This window comes from Massilia sp. Root335 (genome assembly GCF_001425685.1).
GTDB classification, from domain to species: domain Bacteria; phylum Pseudomonadota; class Gammaproteobacteria; order Burkholderiales; family Burkholderiaceae_D; genus Telluria; species Telluria luteola.
This window is the reverse complement of the sequence record NZ_LMCY01000026.1, coordinates 204,459-222,580: the sequence shown is the minus strand read 5'-3', so window position 1 is coordinate 222,580 and position 18,122 is coordinate 204,459. Positions and strand designations below refer to the sequence as shown.

The window sequence follows — 18,122 nt, the reverse complement described above, 5'->3', positions numbered from 1 at the left end:
CCCGCCATCCGTCAGCAGCCCCATTCCGCGTCCAGCCGGCGCCGCACGGCGTCGACGATCCGGTCGCAGCGCGCGCCGTCGAAGCCGAATGCGTCCTCGATCGCGAAATCGATCTCGCGCGCGAGCGCCTCGCGCAGCATGGCGCGGGCCCGGAAATAACGGCTGCGCACGGTGGCCTCGGGAATGTCCAGCGTGGCCGCCGTTTCCTCGACGCTCAGCTCTTCCACCGCGCGCAGCACGAACACCGTGCGGAAGACGGCGGGCAGCTTGTCGATGCCCGTTTCGATCAGGCGCCGTGTCTGGGCGCGCAGCGCGGCCAGTTCCGGCTGCTCGCGTTCGCCCTGGCTGGCGTCGGCGTAGTGCGGTCCGGCGGCATCGTCCGCGCCGAAATCCGCGCCCAGTTCGATGACCTCGGCCAGCCGCCCGGTCTTGCGCTGGCGCATCAGGGCGGCGTTGACGACGATCCGCGTCAGCCAGGTGCCGAGCGCGGCCTCGCCGCGGAATGCCGGCAGCGCGCGAAACGCTTGCAGGTAGGCATCCTGGAGCGCGTCCTCGGCTTCCGCATCGTCGCGCAGGACGCTGCGCGCCACGCGGTACAGCCGGCGGTTGTAGCGCCGCATGAGGAGGGAAAACGCGTCGCGGTCGCCGGCGCGGATGCGGCGCAGCAGCGCGTCGTCGTCGAGGGAAGAGGAGTTCGGTGTGGCGGCCTGCATGGGAGTCCTTCGTGTCGTATGCCTGACGATTGGATGCAGGGCCGCGGCCCGGCGTTCCCGCCGTCAGGATACGTCAGGCCGCTCCGTCACGCCAGGCCGGACAGGCGCGCGTTGCGCTCGCGTTCGAGCTTGGTGATGTAGCGCTGCACGGCGGCCAGGTTGGCGCGCGAGATGTCGACGAACTGGCAGCCGAGGCGGCGGCTCGTCTTGTTGTTCAGCAGCGTCATGTCCATCGAATTGCGGACTTGCAGCGAGCAGGTGACGGGGCCGATTTCCGGCAGGTCGATGCGGCAGTTGGCGTAGGTTTCGCCGATGGTCGTGCCGAGCTGCATCTTGTTGTCGTAGATCGCGATGCCGCCGCAGCTGATGTCGGCCAGCGGGAACACGGCGGCGTCGCCGCCCAGCTCGGCCGGCAGGGGAATCGTCGCCCGCACCGGGTTCGTCACCGGCGTCGGCATGCGGTAGAACTCGCGCCGCTGCAGGCGGATCAGGCTGGCCGGGATGGCGCAGCGCAGCGCCGAGCCCCCTTCGAATTCCACTTCGCTGAGGTTGTCCAGGCCGAACACGATGCGGATCTTGTCCAGCGACGTGTCGCAGCGCACCGTGCCGGCGGCCACGATGCGCTTGTTCTGCTCGGGGCTGACCGAGCGGTCGATGATGAGGGTGCCGGCGTCCGGATCGACGTGCAGCAGCGACGTGACGCAGACGTCGGCCTCGCCCTTGATCAGCATCCGGATCAGCTGGTTCTTTTCGGCGATCTGGCGCAGCAGGGCCACGATTTCCCTGGACGACTCGACTTCGTAGTCGTGCCAGGCTTCTAATTCGGCGTCAGTGATTGCTTGCATCTGTGTCAACCGGAGTGCTTTCTTGGGGTGGGAGGAGCGATATCGTGTCCGGTGCCGGCGGTGGTGTTTGGCCGGAAACTTGCGCGGATTCAATATAATAGAGCCAGGCCAATAGTTCGGCAATGGCGCGGTACAGGGCGGGCGGAATTTGGCGGTCGAGATCGACTTCCATCAGCAACGCCACCAGTTCTTTCGACTCGTGCACGAACACGCCGGCCTCTTTCGCGCGGCCGATGATCTGCTCGGCGACGAGTCCCATTCCCTTGGCGACGACTTTCGGCGCCGGGTCGCCGGCGCCATAGGCCAGCGCGACGGCGCTCTGGCGCCGCCGTGCGTTGGTATTCGCGTCCTTATCCTTGTCCATCGCCCGGTTCGCCTTTCGGTGCGGCGTCGTGGATCGCCAGCGTGGACAGCGGCGTCCCGGCCGCGTCCAGCGCCTGCGCCAGGCGCGCCTGGTACGCGTCCAGCAGGCCCTTGGTAGCGGCGTCCGGCGCGTCGAGGCGGATGTGCAACTGGTCGCCGGACAGCACGACGCGCGCGCCCACCTCGCCCAGCGCGCCGAAGCGCAGGCGCAGGTTGCTCTGCCATGTGGCGGCCCCTTCGCCATCGCCGCGGTCCTGGCGGCCGGCGGCCTCACGCTCGACGTCCCAGTGCATGTCGCGGCCCGGCCATAGCTGACCCTGCCACGCGACGCGTCCCTGTTCGTGTGCGTTCAGCTGCAGGTTGATGAACTGGGCCGTGTTCGGGTCGGTCGGCGGCGGCATGCCGCGCGCCTGCGGCTCCGCCGCCAGGTCGGTGCGGGGGCGGGCGCCTTCGGCCCATTCGGCCACGTGCGATTCGTAGAACAGGCCGCTTTTAGCGAGCCCATCCTGCAGCGCCCTGGCGATGGCGTCCGCGTCGCCCGACGGCGCACCCAGCAGCGGCGTGCGGCCGACGGCGGCGCTCGCCTGCGCATCGGCTTTCTGGGCGGCCGCGATGACGTCGCCCAGCGCCTTGCCGGCCGGGCTGATCGACGCGTTGGCGGTATCGAACGCGCCGCCGGGGAGTTGCGCGAGGCCGCGCGCGCCGGCCAGCAGAGCGGCCGTGCGCGTCAGTGCGGCGGCATCCTTGCCTTCCAGATAAGCGAGCGGTGCGGATTGCAGGCTGGCGCCTTCCGGCGGCGGGCCGGCCTCGGCGAAGGCCGGGGCGCCCTGGCCCGTCTGGAGCTGGAAGGTGGGGCGGGGCGTGAGCGCCACGAGGGTCAGGGGCACTTGCGTGCCGACCTCGGCGCCGGCGGGCAGCGGCATGCGCGCCGCCATGTCGTTGATGCGTACGACGAAGCTGCCGTCGGGCAGTTTCGTCATCACGTCGGCCGCCAGGGATTGCCCGACGAGGCCGGCGAGGGCGCGCGTAAAGGCTTGCTGGCGCGGGTCGCCGACCGGAAGGGTGGGACGGGCAGGCGCGACCGGGGTCAGCGAGACGGTATCGCGCGGCAGCATCGTTCAGGTCGGCGGGACGATCGTCCCGCTCAGATGCCGTAGGCGCGCGCGACGCGGCGTTCGACGGTCTTGTTGCCGATCATGGCCTGCAGCTTCGCCATCCACGGCTGGGTCAGGTCGCGGATCTTGCGGTCGGAATCGAGCATCTTGCGGATGGCGTTCACCTTGCGCATGCGTTCCTGGCCGGCCAGCGGGCTGTCGCCGTTGGCCTTGAGCTGGCGCACGCAGGCGGCGCACTGATGCTCGAGCTGGAGCAGGCGATCCCAGTCGCTCGCGGTGGCGGCGGCCAGCATCTGGTCGGTGATGCCCACCATGGCTTCGTACAGGGACGCGATTTCGGAATTGGTCATCATGGTCGCGTTCCCCGTTTATGCGCTCACCAGCGTCGCGGCCTTCGGCATGGCCGTGGGCGCCGGGACCGGCTGCTGCTGGACCTTCTCGCCGATCGCCACCCAGGCTTCGCGCAGGTCGGCCAGCAGGCGGTGCACCTCGTCGACGATGGCGACGTCGTTCTTGACGTTCGCGTGCAGCAGGCGGCGGCTCATGTAGTCGTACAGGGCGTCCAGGTTGGCGGCGATCTCGCCCCCGGCGCTCTTGTCGAGCGAGGCGCGCAGGCCGTTGTCGATGATCGAGATGGCCTTCGAGATGGCCGATCCCTTGGCGGCGATATTGCCGGCGGCGATGTTCGTCTTGGCGCTCAGCAGCGCGACGAGGGCGCCGTCGTACAGCATCACGATCAGCGTGTGCGGCGAGGCCGAGGCGATGCCGGTTTCGAGGCCCACGTTGGCGTAAGCGTTGACGCCGCGTTTCATGGTTCCAAACATCTTGTTTCTCCAATAAATCCAGTTATCGGTTGGCCGCGATGGCGGCCAGCTGCTGGGTCAGGTAACTTTGGGTGCTTTGCATCGACGAAATCATCGTGTCGAGCGAGGTAAATTGGGCGCGGTACATGGCTTCCACCTGGGTCAGGTGCTGGCTGAACCGGTCGCGCTGGTCGGCCACGTTCTTGATGCTGGCGTTCAGGCCGTCGGTCTTGCTGGCCAGCAGGCTGTCCTTGCCGGTAAAGCTCGTGGCCAGGTTCGTGAGCGCATAGGCATAGCCTTGCGAGAACGACACGGTGCCGCGGTCGCCCGCGACGCCGCTCTTGATCGTCAGCTGGATGCCGGCGGCCTTCGAACCGTCGGCCGCGGTCAGCACCTGGCCGTTGCCGGTCGCCGCGACGCCGCCGATGGTGCCTTCGACGTCGGTGCCCACGGCCGGCGCGGCGCCGCCGAAGATGTCGCTGACCTGGGTGCCGGTGACGCTGGCGATCGCGATGTTCGACGCCGCCCCGAACTTGCTCGACGAGATCGACAGGTGCCCGGTCGCGTCGAGCGATGTTTCGACGCTGTCGCCCGCCGAGGAAAACGTGCTGTTGCCGTTGATGGCGGCGCGCAGCATCGACGACAGCTGGTCGTTCGTGTACGTGCCGGCCGGGATCTGGATGTTCTGGACCTTGCTGTCGGTGACCGGATCGGTCTGGTTCAGCGTGAAGGTCCAGGTCGTGTTCGACGCGATCGTCGTCGAGCCGGACAGCGCGTTGGCGCTCGTCAGCGTGCCCTGCGTCGCCATGTGCGAGATGTTGATGGCGTATTCGCCCGGCTGGGTGGCGGTGCCCGACTTGTTGTACGTGACGCCGCCGTCGCTGGCCGAGCCGGCCGCCGCGAACAGGCCGGCGATGTCGTTGAAGTTGCTGGAGATCGCCGTGCCCAGCTTGGTCGAATCGACCGTCAGGCTGCCATCCTGCGCGAACGTGATGCCGACCTGGGTCAGGTTCGTCATATTGCTGTCCAGGCCCGCGACCGACGTGCTGAGCGCGCGCCGCAGCTGGGTCTGGACCGCGCGCACGGCCGAGTCGCCCTGCAGCACGCCGCCCGTCTTGGTCGTGGCGTCGTACGCGGTCAGTTTCGAGATCGTCGAGTTCAGGTCGTTGTAGGCCTTCACGAAACCATTGATCGCGGTCGACACGGTGCTCGTGTCCTGGGCGACCGTCAAGGTCGTGCTGCCCGTCGTGTTCAGGTCCATGGTGACGCCCTGCACGACGTCGTCCACCGTCGTGTCGGCGCTGGTGACGGCGATGCCGTTCATGGTCAGCTTGGTATCCTGCGCGCCGCTCGTCTGCGTGAGGTTTTGCGTGCCGTTCGGGTCGTAGCCCAGCAGGCTGGCGATGCCGGCGTTGACGGGGCCGCCGTCGGCACCGTCGGCGCTGATCTTCATCGACGACTTGGCGCCGGTCTTGTTCGACGTGACGACGAGGTGGTACGGACTGTCGCTGCCGTCCGACACGATGGTGGCCGTGACGCCGATATTGGCCTTGTTGATGGCGTCGCGGATGCCCTGCAGGGTCTGGTCCTTGGTATCGAGCGTGACGGTGCCGCTGGCCTGGCTGCCGTCCTGCACGAAGCCGGCGCCGAGGTAGCTGCCGGCGCTGCCCGCCGTCAGGCCGGCCGCGGCCGGGCTGTTGCCGCCGATGACGATCTGGCTGCCGTCCGCCGAGCTGAGCGTCACGCCGGCCGTCACGGTGGTGTCCGACCCCGTGTTGGCGGCGGTGCTCGCCAGGCCGATGCCGCCGGTGACGGTGCCGCTGACCGCTTCCTTGACGTTGATGTTGGAGCCGTCCGCCGCGAAGAACTGCAGGTCGCCGCCCGCGGCCGAGCCGGTCGTGGTGATGTTGGCGGCCGCCAGCGCGTCCTTGACGCCGGTGGTGCCGAGCGCGGTATCGAGCGACGCGGCCGTCACGGTCGTGGTGCCGTCCGACGACGCCAGGCTGACGCCGCCCACCGACAGGGCATAGCTGCCGCCGCTCGCGACGGTGACGTCGCCGAAGCCGCTGAACAAGGTGGCCGACGTCGTCGTCGTGCCGGCCTTGGCGGTGACGCCGGTGGTGTCGGTTTCGTCATTGATCACCTGCGCCAGGTCGCGCGCGCTGCGCGTCGTGCCGTTGGTGCTGATCGCGGTGCCGTTGATGGTCAGCGAGCCGCTCGCGATGCCGGACGCGGCCGTACCGGCGCCCAGTGCGTTGCCGGCCGTGCCGAACGTGCCGCCGCTGACGTTGCCGAACTGGAACGTCAGCGTGGTCTTGCTGCCGTCGCCGATCTGCGTGCTGGTGCTGGCCTGGCCGCCCGTCATCAGGCTCTGCGCCTGGGCCAGCTGGGTCACGTTGATCTTGTACTTGCCGGCCACCGCGCTCGAGCCGGCGCTGGCGGTCATGAGATCCGCGTTGCTGGACTTGGCGGTCAGCGCGCTGAACGTATTGGTCGAGTTCAGGGACGTGAGGGCACTCTGGAATGCGCCGACGGCCGAGCTGACCTGGCCGTATGCCGTCAGCTTGCCCTGGTACACCCCGGTCTTCATGTCGTAGTTGGAAAGCGGCTGCGACTCGGCCGCCATCAGCTTGCTGACGAGACCGTTGACGTCGAGACCGGATCCAATACCAGGTGAGCTGATTCCCACTTGTTTCTCCCGTGAAAGCGATAATGTAAGTCATTATCGACAGAAGCAAACCGTACTTGAGAGCAGGAAATGTGCGTTATTTCCGCTCCCAGCCTTATGGGCGGGAAAAACGCGGGTGAGGGAGGCGAAACGGGGCATCAAGCGCAGGTCATCGACCCGCGCTTGACGAAAAAGCAAACATCGGACGGTCAGGCCGTCTGATTGATGAGCAGGCCTTGCATCTTGTCGATCGACTTGTCGAGCGATTTGGCGATCTGCAGCGCTTCCTTGGAAGGAATCTGCCGTACGACTTCCTTGGTGCTCTGGTCGATGACCTTGACGACGATGTCCTTGCTGTCTTCATCGATCGAGAACTGCAGGCTCTGCGACGAGCCCAGCATCGCCTCGTTCATCTTGTCGACGGCGGCCGACACGTCCTCGTGCGACGGCTTGTCCCCGTCGGCGGTCTTGCTCTTGCCGCTCGNCTCTTGCCGCTCGCGTCCGCCTTCCCCGCCGGTGCCGCCGGCTGGGTCGGGCGTTCGTCCACGCGGGGAGAGGCGGGCGAACCCACTGGTTGAATGTTCATGATGATTCCCTAGCAAAAATTCCCCGGCTGAATTACTCCAGCCGAGGAATCACTTTACACCGCTATCGGGGGCTTATTACATTACTAATTAGCCACGCAGCAGCGACAGGACACCGTTCGGCAGCGAGTTCGCCTGGGCCAGCATCGACGTACCGGCCTGCTGCAGGATCTGGCCGCGGGTCATGTTCGCGGTTTCCGAAGCGAAGTCGGTGTCGACGATGCGGCTCTTCGATGCCGACAGGTTCTGGTTGGTCGACTGCAGGTTCGAGATCGTCGAGTCGAAACGCGACTGCAGTGCGCCCAGCTGCGAACGCTGGTCGTCGACCTTGGCCAGGGCGGCGTCGGCGATCTTGATGGCTTTCTGGGCGCCGTCGAAGGTGCTGACGTCGATGTCGGCGACCGCTTTCAGGTCCGAAGAACCCGTCATGCCCCAGCCGGTGGCGTCATTGGTCGAGAAGCTTGCCGACGAGTCCAGCGTGATCGTGCCCTTGGCGACGCCGTCGGCGGCTGCGCCAATCGTAAAGGGGGCGTTCGCCACGGTACCAGTGGTCGTGTAGGAGTCCAAAGTCGCGGAGGCGGCGACGTCGGTCGAGTTGTTGGTCAGCTTGATGTCGCTGCCGTTGGCGTTCGTCAGCTTCACGCCACCGCCCGTGGCGTCGTAGGACGCGGTCACGCCCGTCTTGGCGGTCTGCGCATTGAAGGCGCTGATTGCGGCGGCGTAGGCGTCGGCGTCACCGGCGGAACCAACCTGGAACGACACGTTGACCGGGCTCTTGGTCGGATCGTTATCCGAGACGACGGCGAACGTGAACGACACGGCGCTGCCGCCCGACAGGTCGGCCTTCAGCAGGGTGTTCGTCTGGGCCGAGGCGGTCACGCCCGTCGAGCCGTTCACGTCGTTGATCTTCTGAACGGCCGTCTTCGCCGAAATGTCGGCACCGAGGGTGACCGTTGCCGAACCCGACGAGCCGTTGATGACCAGGTCGCCGCCGGCGACCGCGCCGGTGGCGGCGGTCGCCAGGCCGTCCTTGACTTCCGTGTTGTTGCCGTAGGTCGACGTGGTGAAGTTCGAGCCGGTCATGGAGATCAGCTGGTTGGCGTTGGCGCCGACCTGGAAGTTCGCGGTGCCCATCGTACCGTCCAGCAGGTTCTGGCCGTTGAACTGGGTGGTGGTGGCGACGCGGTTCAGTTCCGACGTCAGCTGCGACACTTCGGTCTGCAGTGCCTTGCGGTCGCTGGACGAGTTCGATGCGTTCGAGGATTGCACCGCGAGTTCGCGGATACGCTGCAGCATGTCGCCCGAGCTGGACAGGGCGCCTTCGGCCGTCTGGGCCATCGACACGCCGTCGTTCGCGTTGCGGACTGCCTGGTCCATGCCCTTGATCTGCGAATTCATGCGGTCGGAAATCGCGAGGCCGGCGGCGTCGTCTTTGGCGCTGTTGATGCGCATGCCCGACGACAGGCGCTGGATCGAGGTGTTGAGCGAGTTTTGCGAAGCTGCGAGGTTACGCTGGGCGTTCAGGGATGCAACGTTGGTATTGATAACGGACGACATGGTGTCTCTCCAGACTGGTCTTACGGGGCGTGGCGACGTGCCACTCGTTTTACTTTGGTCTGTCACGCTGTTCCGTGACATTCAAACCGCTGTTGAAGCTGGTAACGGTGCTCTACGGAAAAAGTTTAGAGGGGTAGAGCGAAAAAAACCGAAATTTTTGTGTCATCGTGCGGGGCGGGCTTGTCTTGGCGGCGCTGAATTCGGGAACTTTAGGGCGAAAAAAATTATTTTTTTGGTGCCGGACAATAAAAAGCCGCCGACGCGTGGGCGTGGCGGCGTTCGCGTGGCGCCCGTTACTCGGCCACCACCACGCGGTTCTTCCCCGTTTGCTTGGCCTGGTACATGGCCCGGTCCGCGCGCGACATCAGGCTGGCCTGGTCCTCGTTCGGATGGCGCAGGGCCACGCCGCACGAGAACGTGATCAGCATCTTCTCGTTTTCGTGCAGGAAGAAATGCTTGGTCAGTTCGCGCTGCACCCGCACCATCGCGGCCGAGGCCGCCTCGACATTCGTTTCCGGCAACAGGATGAGGAACTCCTCGCCGCCGAAGCGGGCGATCACGTCCATCGAGCGCAATGTATCGCGGACAATCTTCACGAGGTGGCGCAGGGCGTTGTCGCCGGCCAGGTGGCCATAGGTGTCGTTGAGCTTCTTGAAATTGTCCAGGTCGAGCAGGGCCACGCACAGCGGCGTGCCGCGGCGGTCGGCGCGCGCGCTCTCGCGCTCGAACACGTCGTCCAGGCCGCGGCGGTTGAGGCTGCCCGTCAGCTGGTCTTCGCGCACCAGCTCGCTCATATGTTGCAGCTTCGCTTCCAGATCCTTGATGCGCGCCTCCGCTTCCTGCACTTCCTGGTGCGCGGCCACCATGCGGTCGCGCGATGCCATCGCCTCGGCCTGCACGAGCCTGGTCTCGCGCAGCACTTCTTCCAGCACCTCGTTGAGTTCTTCGATGTTGCCGGCGTGACGGATGCGCTCGGAAAAGCCGCCGATCTTTTCGTGGAAGTCGCCGGTCGACGCCGCCACCGAACCGAGCCGGTCGATGAACGTCATCATCATGTTCTTGACGGTCGCCTTGACGTCCGCGATGCCGTGTTTCAGCTGGCCCTGCTTGTAGATGACATCCTTGAGGCTGCGCGTCGCGTCTTCCAGCGCGCGGTGGTCGAGCGGGCCGGCGATGAGGTCCTGCACGGCGGCGATCTGGCCGCGCATCCAGCTGTCGTCGTCCAGCAGTTCGGACACGTTCTCCAGCAACAGCTTGAACAGGCGCAGCAGCAGCTCCTGCTGTTCGGCCGTGTCACCGCTCTTGAGTTCGATCTGGTAGCACAGGTCCTTCAAACGCCCGGCGATTTCCTGCAGCGCATCCTCGCCGTGGGCGGCCTTGACGGCGGCGCCCAGCGATTCCGCCTCGCCGGACAGGTTCGGCGTGCCCGCCAGCAGTGATGCGACGGCGAACGTCAGCGTGCGGCTGAGCAGGTCGCGCAGCAGCTTCGCTTCGCCGTTCTCGGCGCCCAGCGCAAGGGCGGGGTGGGTATGGCGGCGCAGGTGTTTCTCGGCCAGTTGCGAAAGCAGGCGCGCATAGCCGTCCCAGTCGCGCTGCTTGACGGCGCGGTTGAAGCGGACGCCGAACTCGGCCAGTTCGCCCGGGGTGTCGGCCAGCCGGTGCGCAAAGGCGGACAGGACGTTCTCCGCGCCCGGATCGGATGGCGGCGGCAGGACGTCGACGCCGGCGATCTCGTTATAGATCTCGCGGTAGGCGTCCGGCGTCGGCGCGATGCGCCGCGTGGCGAGCCGGCGGAACGCTTCGCGTGCGATTTCCGCTGGATTCTGGCCGGGATCCCCCGGCGGGCGTTGTGAGCTGGACATTTTGGACGTTGCAATATGGAATTCTTATTGTCACCATGGTATGCCGCTGACAAAAAATCAAACCGTTGAACAAGCGCGCAATTACCACGCAGTCTCACGGACTGTAATGACAGCGGCAGGTGGGCGGCCCTCCGCCCACGCGCAACGTTCGCGATGTGTTGGCGTAACGCGTGGGCACGTGCCCACCGGACAGTTTAATCGATCAGCTGATTGCGAATCGCGTAATGCGTGAGTTCGGCACTGGTCTTGAGTTTCATCTTGGCCAGCAGGCGCGAGCGGTATTCGCTGACCGTCTTCACCGACAGCGAGAGTTCGCGCGCGATCTCGCTGACGGTCTTGCCGGAGGCGATCATGGTGAGGGTCTGGTATTCGCGGTCGGACAGTCCTTCGTGCGCCGGCGCGTCGTGGTTTTCGCCGAGCTGGGCCGCCAGCACCTGGGCCAGTTGCGCGCTGACGTAGCGCTGGCCGTCCGCCACCTGGCGGATCGCGTTGACGAGTTCCTTCGGCGCGCTCTGCTTCGTCAGGTAGCCGGCGGCGCCCGCCTTCAGCGAGCGGATCGCGTACTGGTCTTCGCGGTGCATGGACAGCATCAGCACGGCCAGTTCCGGCTTCTCGCTCTTGATCTGCTTGAGCACTTCGATGCCGTTGCGGTCGGGCAGGGAGATGTCGAGCAGCAGCACGTTGCAGCGCGACTTGCGGAACAGCTTGACGGCGTCGAGACCGGTCTCGGCTTCGCCCGCCACGACGATGTCGCGCTGTTCGGCGAGGATCTGCTTCAGGCCTTCACGCACGATGGCGTGGTCGTCTGCAATAAAAACGCGGATGCTGGCTTTTTCTGTCATGCTCGGGTGGATTCGCTGCGTCCGGCCGCGGCGGCGGCCAGACTGATCTTGACGACGACCATCGTGCCACCTCCGGGCGCCTGCGACAAGGCGAGCGTGCCGCCCAGCGCGCGGGCGCGTTCGCTCATGCCGCGCAGGCCGAACGATTGCGGCTTGAGACGGTCGGCGGGCGTGATGCCGCGGCCATTATCGCAGATGCTGAGCGTCAGGTGCTGGCGCAGGCGGCGTAGGCTCACCGTCACGCGCGTGGCGCCGGCGTGCTTGGCGATATTCGTCAGCGCCTCCTGGACGATGCGGAACAGCGCGACCGCCTGGTCCGGGTCGAGGTCGATGTCCTTGTCGGCGCTGCGGAACACGCAGGCGATGCCCATCTGCTTTTCGAATTCGCGCGCCTGCCACTCGAGGGCGGCGACGAGCCCCAGGTCGAGCGTGCCGGGACGCAGGTCCAGCGAGATGCGATGCACGGCCTCGATCGTGCGGTCGACGAGGTCGTCCAGGTAATCGGCCTTGTCGCGCAGGGCGGGATCGTCGGGCAGGCGCGCGGACAGCATGGCGAGGGCCATCTTGATCGCCGTGAGGTTGCCGCCCAGGTCGTCGTGGATCTCGCGCGCGATGCGGGCCCGCTCCTGTTCCTTGACCTGCTGGATGTGGTCCGTCAGTTCGGCAAGGCGCGCGCGCGAACGCCGGGTTTCTTCCTGCTCCAGCTTGCTCGCGGTGATGTTGGTCATGATGCCGTCCCACTGCACGCCGCCGTCCATCAGCGGCAGCGGCGTCGCGCGCAGGCTGATCCATTTGACGTCGTTCCAGCCGCGGGCGCAGATGCGGCCTTCCCAGTTCCACGCGGCCAGCGTCGCCTTCGACGCCGCCATCGCCTCGCGCCAGCCTGCGCGGTCGTCGGGCAGGATCAGCCGCACGAAGCATTCCGGGTCCTGTTGCAGTTCGGACGCCGACACGCCCAGCAGCGCCGTGCAACCCTCGCTCAGGTGCGGGTAGGCCATGGTGCCGTCGGCGCGCAGCACGAACTGGTAGACGAGGCCGGGGGCGGGAGACTGCGCGGGCGGGGCCGCCTGCGTTTGCGCGGCGCGGGGGCTGCGGCTGCGGGTGTCTGGACTCATGTTCATATCGTTTGTCGGTTAGCGCCGGCGCGCGCGCCACTGGACCACGAAGCGGCGCAGCACCCGCATGGTGCGGCTGGCATGGCGGCCTTGCGCGTCGGCCCGGTGCGGATGCAGCCGCCGCAGCACGCGCCTGAGGCCGATCCGCAGTCCGCGCAGCGCGCGGCCGGCCAGGTGGTAGGCGTGGCTCGTGCGCAGGTAATCCAGGCAACGGGCCCTGGCCACCATGAACCAGCCGTGGCAGCGCGCGAACCATCCGACCGCGAGCAAGGTCGGCAACGTCAGCACGTACAGCCGGGCCACCACGGCCGCGCCACCGATCTTGGCCAGCACGATGGTCGCGATGCCGGACAGCGCGTGGCCATGGGCGATGGCGACGACCGCCAGGACCTTGACGGGCAGCAGCAGCAGGCCGGGGAGCACGAAGGCGCACAGGGCACCGTACGGCGGCAGCGTGCGCACGCGGACCTCCAGCGCCGCCAGCGCGGGCCAGCGCGCGAGGGCACGCGTCAGGCGCATGCCGGTATCCCAGCACCATTCCTCGACGAGCAGCACCACGGCCGCCAGATACACCAGTGGCGCGAACATCCGGCTGCGTGGAAGGGCGCGTGTCATGACCTCATGATACGGGAAACCGGCGCGGGACCGGCACGCCGCATGCGCGTGCGTGTTGTCGAAGGCGCTACAATACACGCATGAACAAGGCATTTGTAAAAGAGTCGGACAACGACGACGATGACGACGAGGCCCTGGCGCTGGCCCGGGCGATTCCCGCCGGGTCCAAGAACTACATCACGCCGGCCGGCCACCAGGCCATCAAGGACGAGCTGCTGCAGCTGATCGACGTCGACCGGCCGGAAGTCGTGCGCGTCGTGCACTGGGCCGCGTCCAACGGCGACCGCTCGGAGAACGGCGACTACATCTACGGCAAGCGCCGCCTGCGCGAGATCGACCGGCGCATCCGCTTCCTCACCAAGCGCCTGGATTCGGCCTTCGTCGTGGACCCGTCCGTCCATCACGGCAACGACCAGGTGTTCTTCGGCGCCACCGTCACCTACGTCAACAAGGCGGGCGAGGAACATACCGTCACCATCGTCGGCATCGACGAACTCGACCCGCTCAAGGGCAAGATCAGCTGGGTCTCGCCGGTGGCGCGTGCACTGACCAAGGCGCGCGAAGGCGACACCGTCGCGCTGCATACGCCGCAAGGCAATGACGAACTGGACATCCTGAGCGTCGAGTACCCGGCACCGGTCGCGGACTGACGGTGCCGCTCGCATGCCATGCGGCGCGGGATTGCCGCCGCTGATAAGATGCCCGGTTTCACCCTGTCCATCCCATGACCCGCTCTCTCGATGCCGCGCACGCCGCCGCGCACGCTGCCGATCCATTGGCCGCCCTGCGCGCAGCCACCGCCACGCGCCACGCGGCGCTCGACAGCGGCCTGCCCATCGGCGCCCCCGACGCCTCGCTGGACGACTACACGGCCCACCTGGCCCTGCTGCGCGCCTGGCTCGGTCCGCTGCACGCGTGGCTGGCCGGCTTTGCGGACGGCCCGGCTTTCGATCATGGCGCGTGGCTCGGCCTGATCGAGACCGATCTGGCCGAGGCGGGCGTACCGGTGCATGGCGCCAGGGACACGCTCACGGACGCGTGGCCAGCAGGGGCCAGCCCCGCCTACCGCTGGGGCGTGCACTACGTGATCGAAGGCTCGCAACTGGGCGGCGCCGTGCTGTACGGACGCTTGCGCGCGCGCCTGGCGCCGCACCGGCTGCGCTACCTGAAGGGCGACGCCGGCGGCCCCGGCCCCCGCTGGCGTGCCTTCATGCAGGCGCTGCGCGCCAATGTGCGCACGCCGGCCGAGATCGCGGACGCCTGCGCCGGCGCGTGCGCGGCATTCGACCGCATTCTCGAATTGCGGGCCGATCCGCATTCGGAAATCGTCTGAGCGGACCGTGCGCCCAATCGATGGTGTCGGGTATCGGCACGGGCATAAATAGAAAATAGAACATAGCCGATCAAAAACACCATCAGGTATCGGATCAATAAACCATTGTGGTGAAAAGTCGATGGTCGCATGCTCGGCCCCGTTGTTCAATTTGCGTATCCGCTTTTCTATTTTCCTAAACCAAGAATTCCGTCGTGCCATCCACCGCGCACTGCCGCAGCCCTGCGCAGAGCGTTCCAGTGCTGCGGGCAACCGCATAAATATGGGTGATCTTGCCGACGCCGATTTTGTGCGGCGCCAATGAAACGCAGTGCGGCGCATTTCGTTTCTGCGTTTAAATACTTTTCCAAAAATAATATATGAGAGGAAACGAATCCGTTATTTCATTGGGAATCGAGAATTTGAGGTTGCATAAAAATCCTCACAATCAAATAACGCATCATCATTTCGTCCGAAAAGACCACACGAGGAAATGATGAGGCAATTATACGAATACCACCCTGTCGTCGGCTATCGCTACATCCCCCGCCTGCGGGTGCGGATTCCGCATGAAGGCGGGGGATATCTCATGCAGGTCAACGAACAGGGGTTCCGCGCCGATCGGCCCTTCGTGCGGGCGCGCACGCCCGGGCACCGGCGGGTACTCGTGTTCGGCGATTCGTTCACGGCCGGCGACGCCGTGCCCAACCGCCAGCGCTATACGGATCTGCTGGAAACGCGGCTGCCCGACGCCGGCACGCCGCCCGTCGAGTTCTACAATTTCGGCCTGTCGTCGACGGGCACCGACCAGCAATATCTCATCTGGCGCGAATTCGCCCGCGACATCGAGCACGACCTCGTCGTGATCGCCGTCTTCGTCGAGAACATCCGGCGCGTCGCCGCGCAATTCCGTCCGCACCGCGACGAACATGGCATCGAGCGCATCTACGCCAAGCCGTACTTCCGGCTGGAGAACGACGCCTTGCGGCTGTGCCACGTGCCGCCGCGGCGCGAACCGTACGAGGAACACGAACTCGACGCCGCCCAGGCCGCGGCGGTGGACCAGGGCGGGCGCTTCCTCCTGCTGCGCAAGATGATCACCAGGCTTGGCATGCGCGACATGGTCCAGCACCTCACTCAATACCAGCCGCTGCCGCATTACGATTCGCCCGCCACGCCGGCCTGGCGCCTGATGCGCGCGATCCTGACGCAATGGGTGCGCGCGCTCGACCGGCCCGTGGTGCTGATGCCGCTGCCGTTGCCGCAGCATCTCGACGAGACCTGCGATGCCGCGCCGTACCAGGCCCGCTTTGCCGAACTGGCCGCCGAACTCGGCTGCCGCCTGCACGATCCGCTGCCCGACCTGCTGCGCATCGCGCCCGCGACGCGGCGCCGCCTGCGCTGGGAAACAGACATCCATTTCACGCCGGCCGGCCACGATGCCCTCGCGCGCTCGCTCGAACCCGTCGTCGCCGCGCTGCTGGGCGCGCAACTGGCCCGCGCGAGCTGAGGGGGCGCCATGGCCAAGACCATCCTGGGCATCGCCGGCTATTACCATGACGCGGCGGCGGCGCTGGTGCAGGGCGGCGCGATCGTCGCGGCCGCGCAAGAGGAGCGCTTCACGCGCCGCAAGCACGATCCGTCGTTTCCCGCCAACGCCATCAATTACTGTCTCGAGGAAGGCTTCGTCGACGCCGCCGACCTCGATGCGATCGTCTTCTACGACAATCCGCTGCTGACGTTCGACCGCGTCGTGCAGAACGCCTGCGCCGGCGCCGTCCGCGGCGATGCGCCCGGCGCGCGCGCCCTGTTCGCGCAGGCGGCGGGGGCCGTGCTGGGCGATAAGATCTGGGTGAACGAGCACGTCCGGCAGACGCTCGGCACGCCGGGCCGCGCCGGCCGCGTGCTGTTCGCCGAGCACCATATGGCGCACGCCGCCAGCGCCTTCTACCCGTCGCCGTTCGACAGCGCCGCCGTGCTGACCATCGACGGCGTGGGCGAATGGGCCACGACGACGCTCGGCGTCGGCCACGGCCGCAAGCTCGAGCTGTTCGCCGAGATCGACTACCCGCATTCGCTCGGCCTGCTGTACAGCGCCTTCACGAGCTTCTGCGGCTTCAAGGTCAATTCCGGCGAGTACAAGCTGATGGGCCTCGCGCCTTACGGCCGTCCGCGTTACGCCGGGCGCATCCGCGACCACCTGATCGACGTCCGCACCGACGGTTCGTACCGGCTGGATATGGCGTTCTTCGGCTGGCTGGACGGGATGGCGATGCCGGGCCCGCGCTTCGCCGACCTGTTCGACGGCCCGGCGCGCCAGCCCGAAACGCCCATCACGCGGCGCGAGATGGACCTCGCGGCCAGCATCCAGCAGGTGACCGAGGAGATCGTGCTCAAGACGGCGCGCCACCTGCGCCGCCTGAGCGGAGAAAGCCGGCTCGTGCTGGCCGGCGGCGTGGCGCTGAACTGCGTCGCCAACGGCAAGCTGGCCGCGGCCGGCATCTTCGACGGTATCTGGATCCAGCCGGCCGCCGGGGACGCCGGCGGCGCGCTCGGCGCGGCCCTGCTGGCGCATCACATGGCGTTCGAGGCCCCGCGCCGGCGCGCGCCCGGCGCCGGCGACGCCCAGCGCGGCAGCTATCTCGGACCACGCTATTCGAGCGAGGAAATTCTCGCCTTCCTCGACCGCAAGGGCTATCCGTACCGGCGCATTCCCGAGCGCGGCGAGCGCCTGGCCCTCGTGGCCGAGCAGCTTGCGGCCGGCAGGATCGTCGGCTGGCTGTCGGGACGGATGGAGTTCGGGCCGCGCGCGCTGGGCGCGCGTTCGATCCTCGGCGATCCGCGCAACCCGCGCACGCAGGCCACCATGAACCTCAAGATCAAGTTCCGCGAATCGTTCCGCCCATTCGCACCGGCCGTGCTGCGCGAGCGCTGCGTCGAGTACTTCGATCTTGACGGCGACAGTCCCTACATGCTGATGGTGGCGCCGGTGAACGACATGCGCCGGCTGCCGATGGATACAGGGGCGTTCGAGGCCGGCGACGACGACATGATGGCCGTCATCAACCAGCCCCGCAGCGACGTCCCGGCCATCACGCACGTCGACTACTCGGCGCGGATCCAGACCGTGGATCGCGACGGCCATCCGGAATTCCGCGCGCTGCTCGAAGCGTTCGAACGGCTGACCGGCTGCCCGCTGCTCGTGAACACGTCGTTCAACGTGCGCGGCGAGCCGATCGTGTGCAGTCCGCAGGATGCCTACCGCTGCTTCATGCGCACGGAGATGGATCTGCTGGTGCTGGAAGACGTCGTGTTGTGGCGCCGCGAACAGCCGCCGCTGGCGGATGACGAAGACTGGAGGAAGACCTATGAGCTCGATTGACGACGCGGCCGTGCGCGATCTTGCGGCGCCGCTGTTCGACGCCCTGACCGCCGGCTGCGTGCCCGGCCAGGTGCCGTTCCCGCTGGGCCCGAACCCGCGCCTGGCCAGCTATTACACGCAGCGCACGCGCACGACGATGGGCCTCGGCGATTTCCTGGCGCCGTCGTGCCTCGATGCCGACGAGTTCGGCGCGCGCCTCGCCGCGCACTGGCGCGCGCACGGGCATCCCGAGCTGGCAGCGCTCGCGCCGCGCGTGGCCGAGGCGGCGCGGGCGCTGCACGAACTGCACGTCGCGGCGCGACCGCGGGCGGCGCTGTCGCCCTATGTCTACCAGATGTTCTAGGTA

Annotated in this window: 17 protein-coding genes and 1 pseudogene; 5 read left to right on the top strand and 13 right to left on the bottom strand. The window is 67.1% G+C overall.

Annotated elements, in window-relative coordinates; genetic code table 11:
• Positions 1 to 11 precede the first annotated feature (11 nt).
• From ASC93_RS15055 to ASC93_RS14995, 13 genes and pseudogenes are all read right to left on the bottom strand, one after another.
• Entirely contained in the window at positions 12 to 713 is a 702-nt protein-coding gene (locus ASC93_RS15055; RefSeq protein ID WP_056443512.1) for an RNA polymerase sigma factor, read from the bottom strand.
• 86 nt (positions 714 to 799) lie between these two features.
• Positions 800 to 1,558: a flagellar brake protein gene (locus tag ASC93_RS15050; RefSeq protein WP_056443509.1), complete on the bottom strand. Its 759-nt coding sequence runs from the start codon at positions 1,556 to 1,558 to the stop codon at positions 800 to 802.
• A complete protein-coding gene (locus ASC93_RS15045; protein WP_056443506.1) occupies positions 1,542 to 1,922 on the bottom strand; it encodes an EscU/YscU/HrcU family type III secretion system export apparatus switch protein in 381 nt (126 codons plus the stop codon). Before ASC93_RS15045 ends, ASC93_RS15050 begins: the two co-directional genes overlap by 17 nt.
• Positions 1,909 to 3,036, bottom strand: coding sequence for a flagellar hook-length control protein FliK (locus tag ASC93_RS15040; protein ID WP_056443503.1), 1,128 nt, complete (start codon positions 3,034 to 3,036; stop codon positions 1,909 to 1,911). Before ASC93_RS15040 ends, ASC93_RS15045 begins: the two co-directional genes overlap by 14 nt.
• 29 nt (positions 3,037 to 3,065) lie before the next feature.
• Positions 3,066 to 3,389 (bottom strand): flagellar protein FliT, encoded by a 324-nt coding sequence (locus ASC93_RS15035; protein ID WP_056443499.1) that lies wholly within the window; start codon positions 3,387 to 3,389, stop codon positions 3,066 to 3,068.
• Positions 3,390 to 3,404: 15 nt separating this feature from the next.
• Entirely contained in the window at positions 3,405 to 3,860 is a 456-nt protein-coding gene (gene fliS / locus ASC93_RS15030; RefSeq protein ID WP_056443495.1) for a flagellar export chaperone FliS, read from the bottom strand.
• Between the two features lie 22 nt (positions 3,861 to 3,882).
• Complete coding sequence (gene fliD, locus ASC93_RS15025) at positions 3,883 to 6,528, bottom strand: flagellar filament capping protein FliD (RefSeq protein ID WP_056443492.1); 2,646 nt, start codon at positions 6,526 to 6,528, stop codon at positions 3,883 to 3,885.
• A gap of 188 nt (positions 6,529 to 6,716) precedes the next feature.
• Positions 6,717 to 6,991, bottom strand: a pseudogene (locus tag ASC93_RS32830) (flagellar protein FlaG); the annotation flags it as partial.
• Positions 6,992 to 7,181: 190 nt separating this feature from the next.
• Positions 7,182 to 8,648 carry a flagellin gene (locus ASC93_RS15015; RefSeq protein ID WP_056443488.1) on the bottom strand — a complete coding sequence of 489 codons (1,467 nt, stop codon included), beginning with the start codon at positions 8,646 to 8,648 and terminating at the stop codon, positions 7,182 to 7,184.
• A gap of 293 nt (positions 8,649 to 8,941) precedes the next feature.
• Positions 8,942 to 10,510: a GGDEF domain-containing protein gene (locus ASC93_RS15010; RefSeq protein ID WP_056443485.1), complete on the bottom strand. Its 1,569-nt coding sequence runs from the start codon at positions 10,508 to 10,510 to the stop codon at positions 8,942 to 8,944.
• 194 nt (positions 10,511 to 10,704) lie between these two features.
• A complete protein-coding gene (locus ASC93_RS15005; RefSeq protein ID WP_056443482.1) occupies positions 10,705 to 11,352 on the bottom strand; it encodes a response regulator transcription factor in 648 nt (215 codons plus the stop codon).
• The gene (locus ASC93_RS15000) at positions 11,349 to 12,467 is read right to left on the bottom strand and encodes a sensor histidine kinase (protein ID WP_056443968.1); all 1,119 of its coding nucleotides are present in this window, start codon (positions 12,465 to 12,467) and stop codon (positions 11,349 to 11,351) included. The genes ASC93_RS15005 and ASC93_RS15000 overlap by 4 nt, the downstream gene beginning before the upstream one ends.
• Before the next feature lie 18 nt (positions 12,468 to 12,485).
• On the bottom strand, positions 12,486 to 13,055 hold the full coding sequence (locus ASC93_RS14995; protein WP_229412738.1) for a hypothetical protein: 570 nt from the start codon (positions 13,053 to 13,055) through the stop codon (positions 12,486 to 12,488).
• 107 nt (positions 13,056 to 13,162) lie between these two features.
• Here ASC93_RS14995 and greB point away from each other — a divergent pair, with 107 nt between their 5' ends.
• The 5 genes from greB to ASC93_RS14970 all read left to right on the top strand — a co-directional run bounded on the left by greB (position 13,163) and on the right by ASC93_RS14970 (position 18,119).
• Positions 13,163 to 13,732, top strand: a complete 570-nt coding sequence (gene greB, locus ASC93_RS14990) for a transcription elongation factor GreB (protein WP_056443475.1) — start codon at positions 13,163 to 13,165, stop codon at positions 13,730 to 13,732.
• Positions 13,733 to 13,806: 74 nt separating this feature from the next.
• On the top strand, positions 13,807 to 14,415 hold the full coding sequence (locus ASC93_RS14985) for a biliverdin-producing heme oxygenase (RefSeq protein WP_056443472.1): 609 nt from the start codon (positions 13,807 to 13,809) through the stop codon (positions 14,413 to 14,415).
• A gap of 475 nt (positions 14,416 to 14,890) precedes the next feature.
• Positions 14,891 to 15,904: an SGNH/GDSL hydrolase family protein gene (locus tag ASC93_RS14980; RefSeq protein WP_200958342.1), complete on the top strand. Its 1,014-nt coding sequence runs from the start codon at positions 14,891 to 14,893 to the stop codon at positions 15,902 to 15,904.
• Between the two features lie 9 nt (positions 15,905 to 15,913).
• Positions 15,914 to 17,776 (top strand): carbamoyltransferase, encoded by a 1,863-nt coding sequence (locus tag ASC93_RS14975; RefSeq protein ID WP_056443468.1) that lies wholly within the window; start codon positions 15,914 to 15,916, stop codon positions 17,774 to 17,776.
• Positions 17,763 to 18,119 (top strand): hypothetical protein, encoded by a 357-nt coding sequence (locus ASC93_RS14970; RefSeq protein ID WP_056443465.1) that lies wholly within the window; start codon positions 17,763 to 17,765, stop codon positions 18,117 to 18,119. Before ASC93_RS14975 ends, ASC93_RS14970 begins: the two co-directional genes overlap by 14 nt.
• Positions 18,120 to 18,122 lie beyond the last annotated feature (3 nt).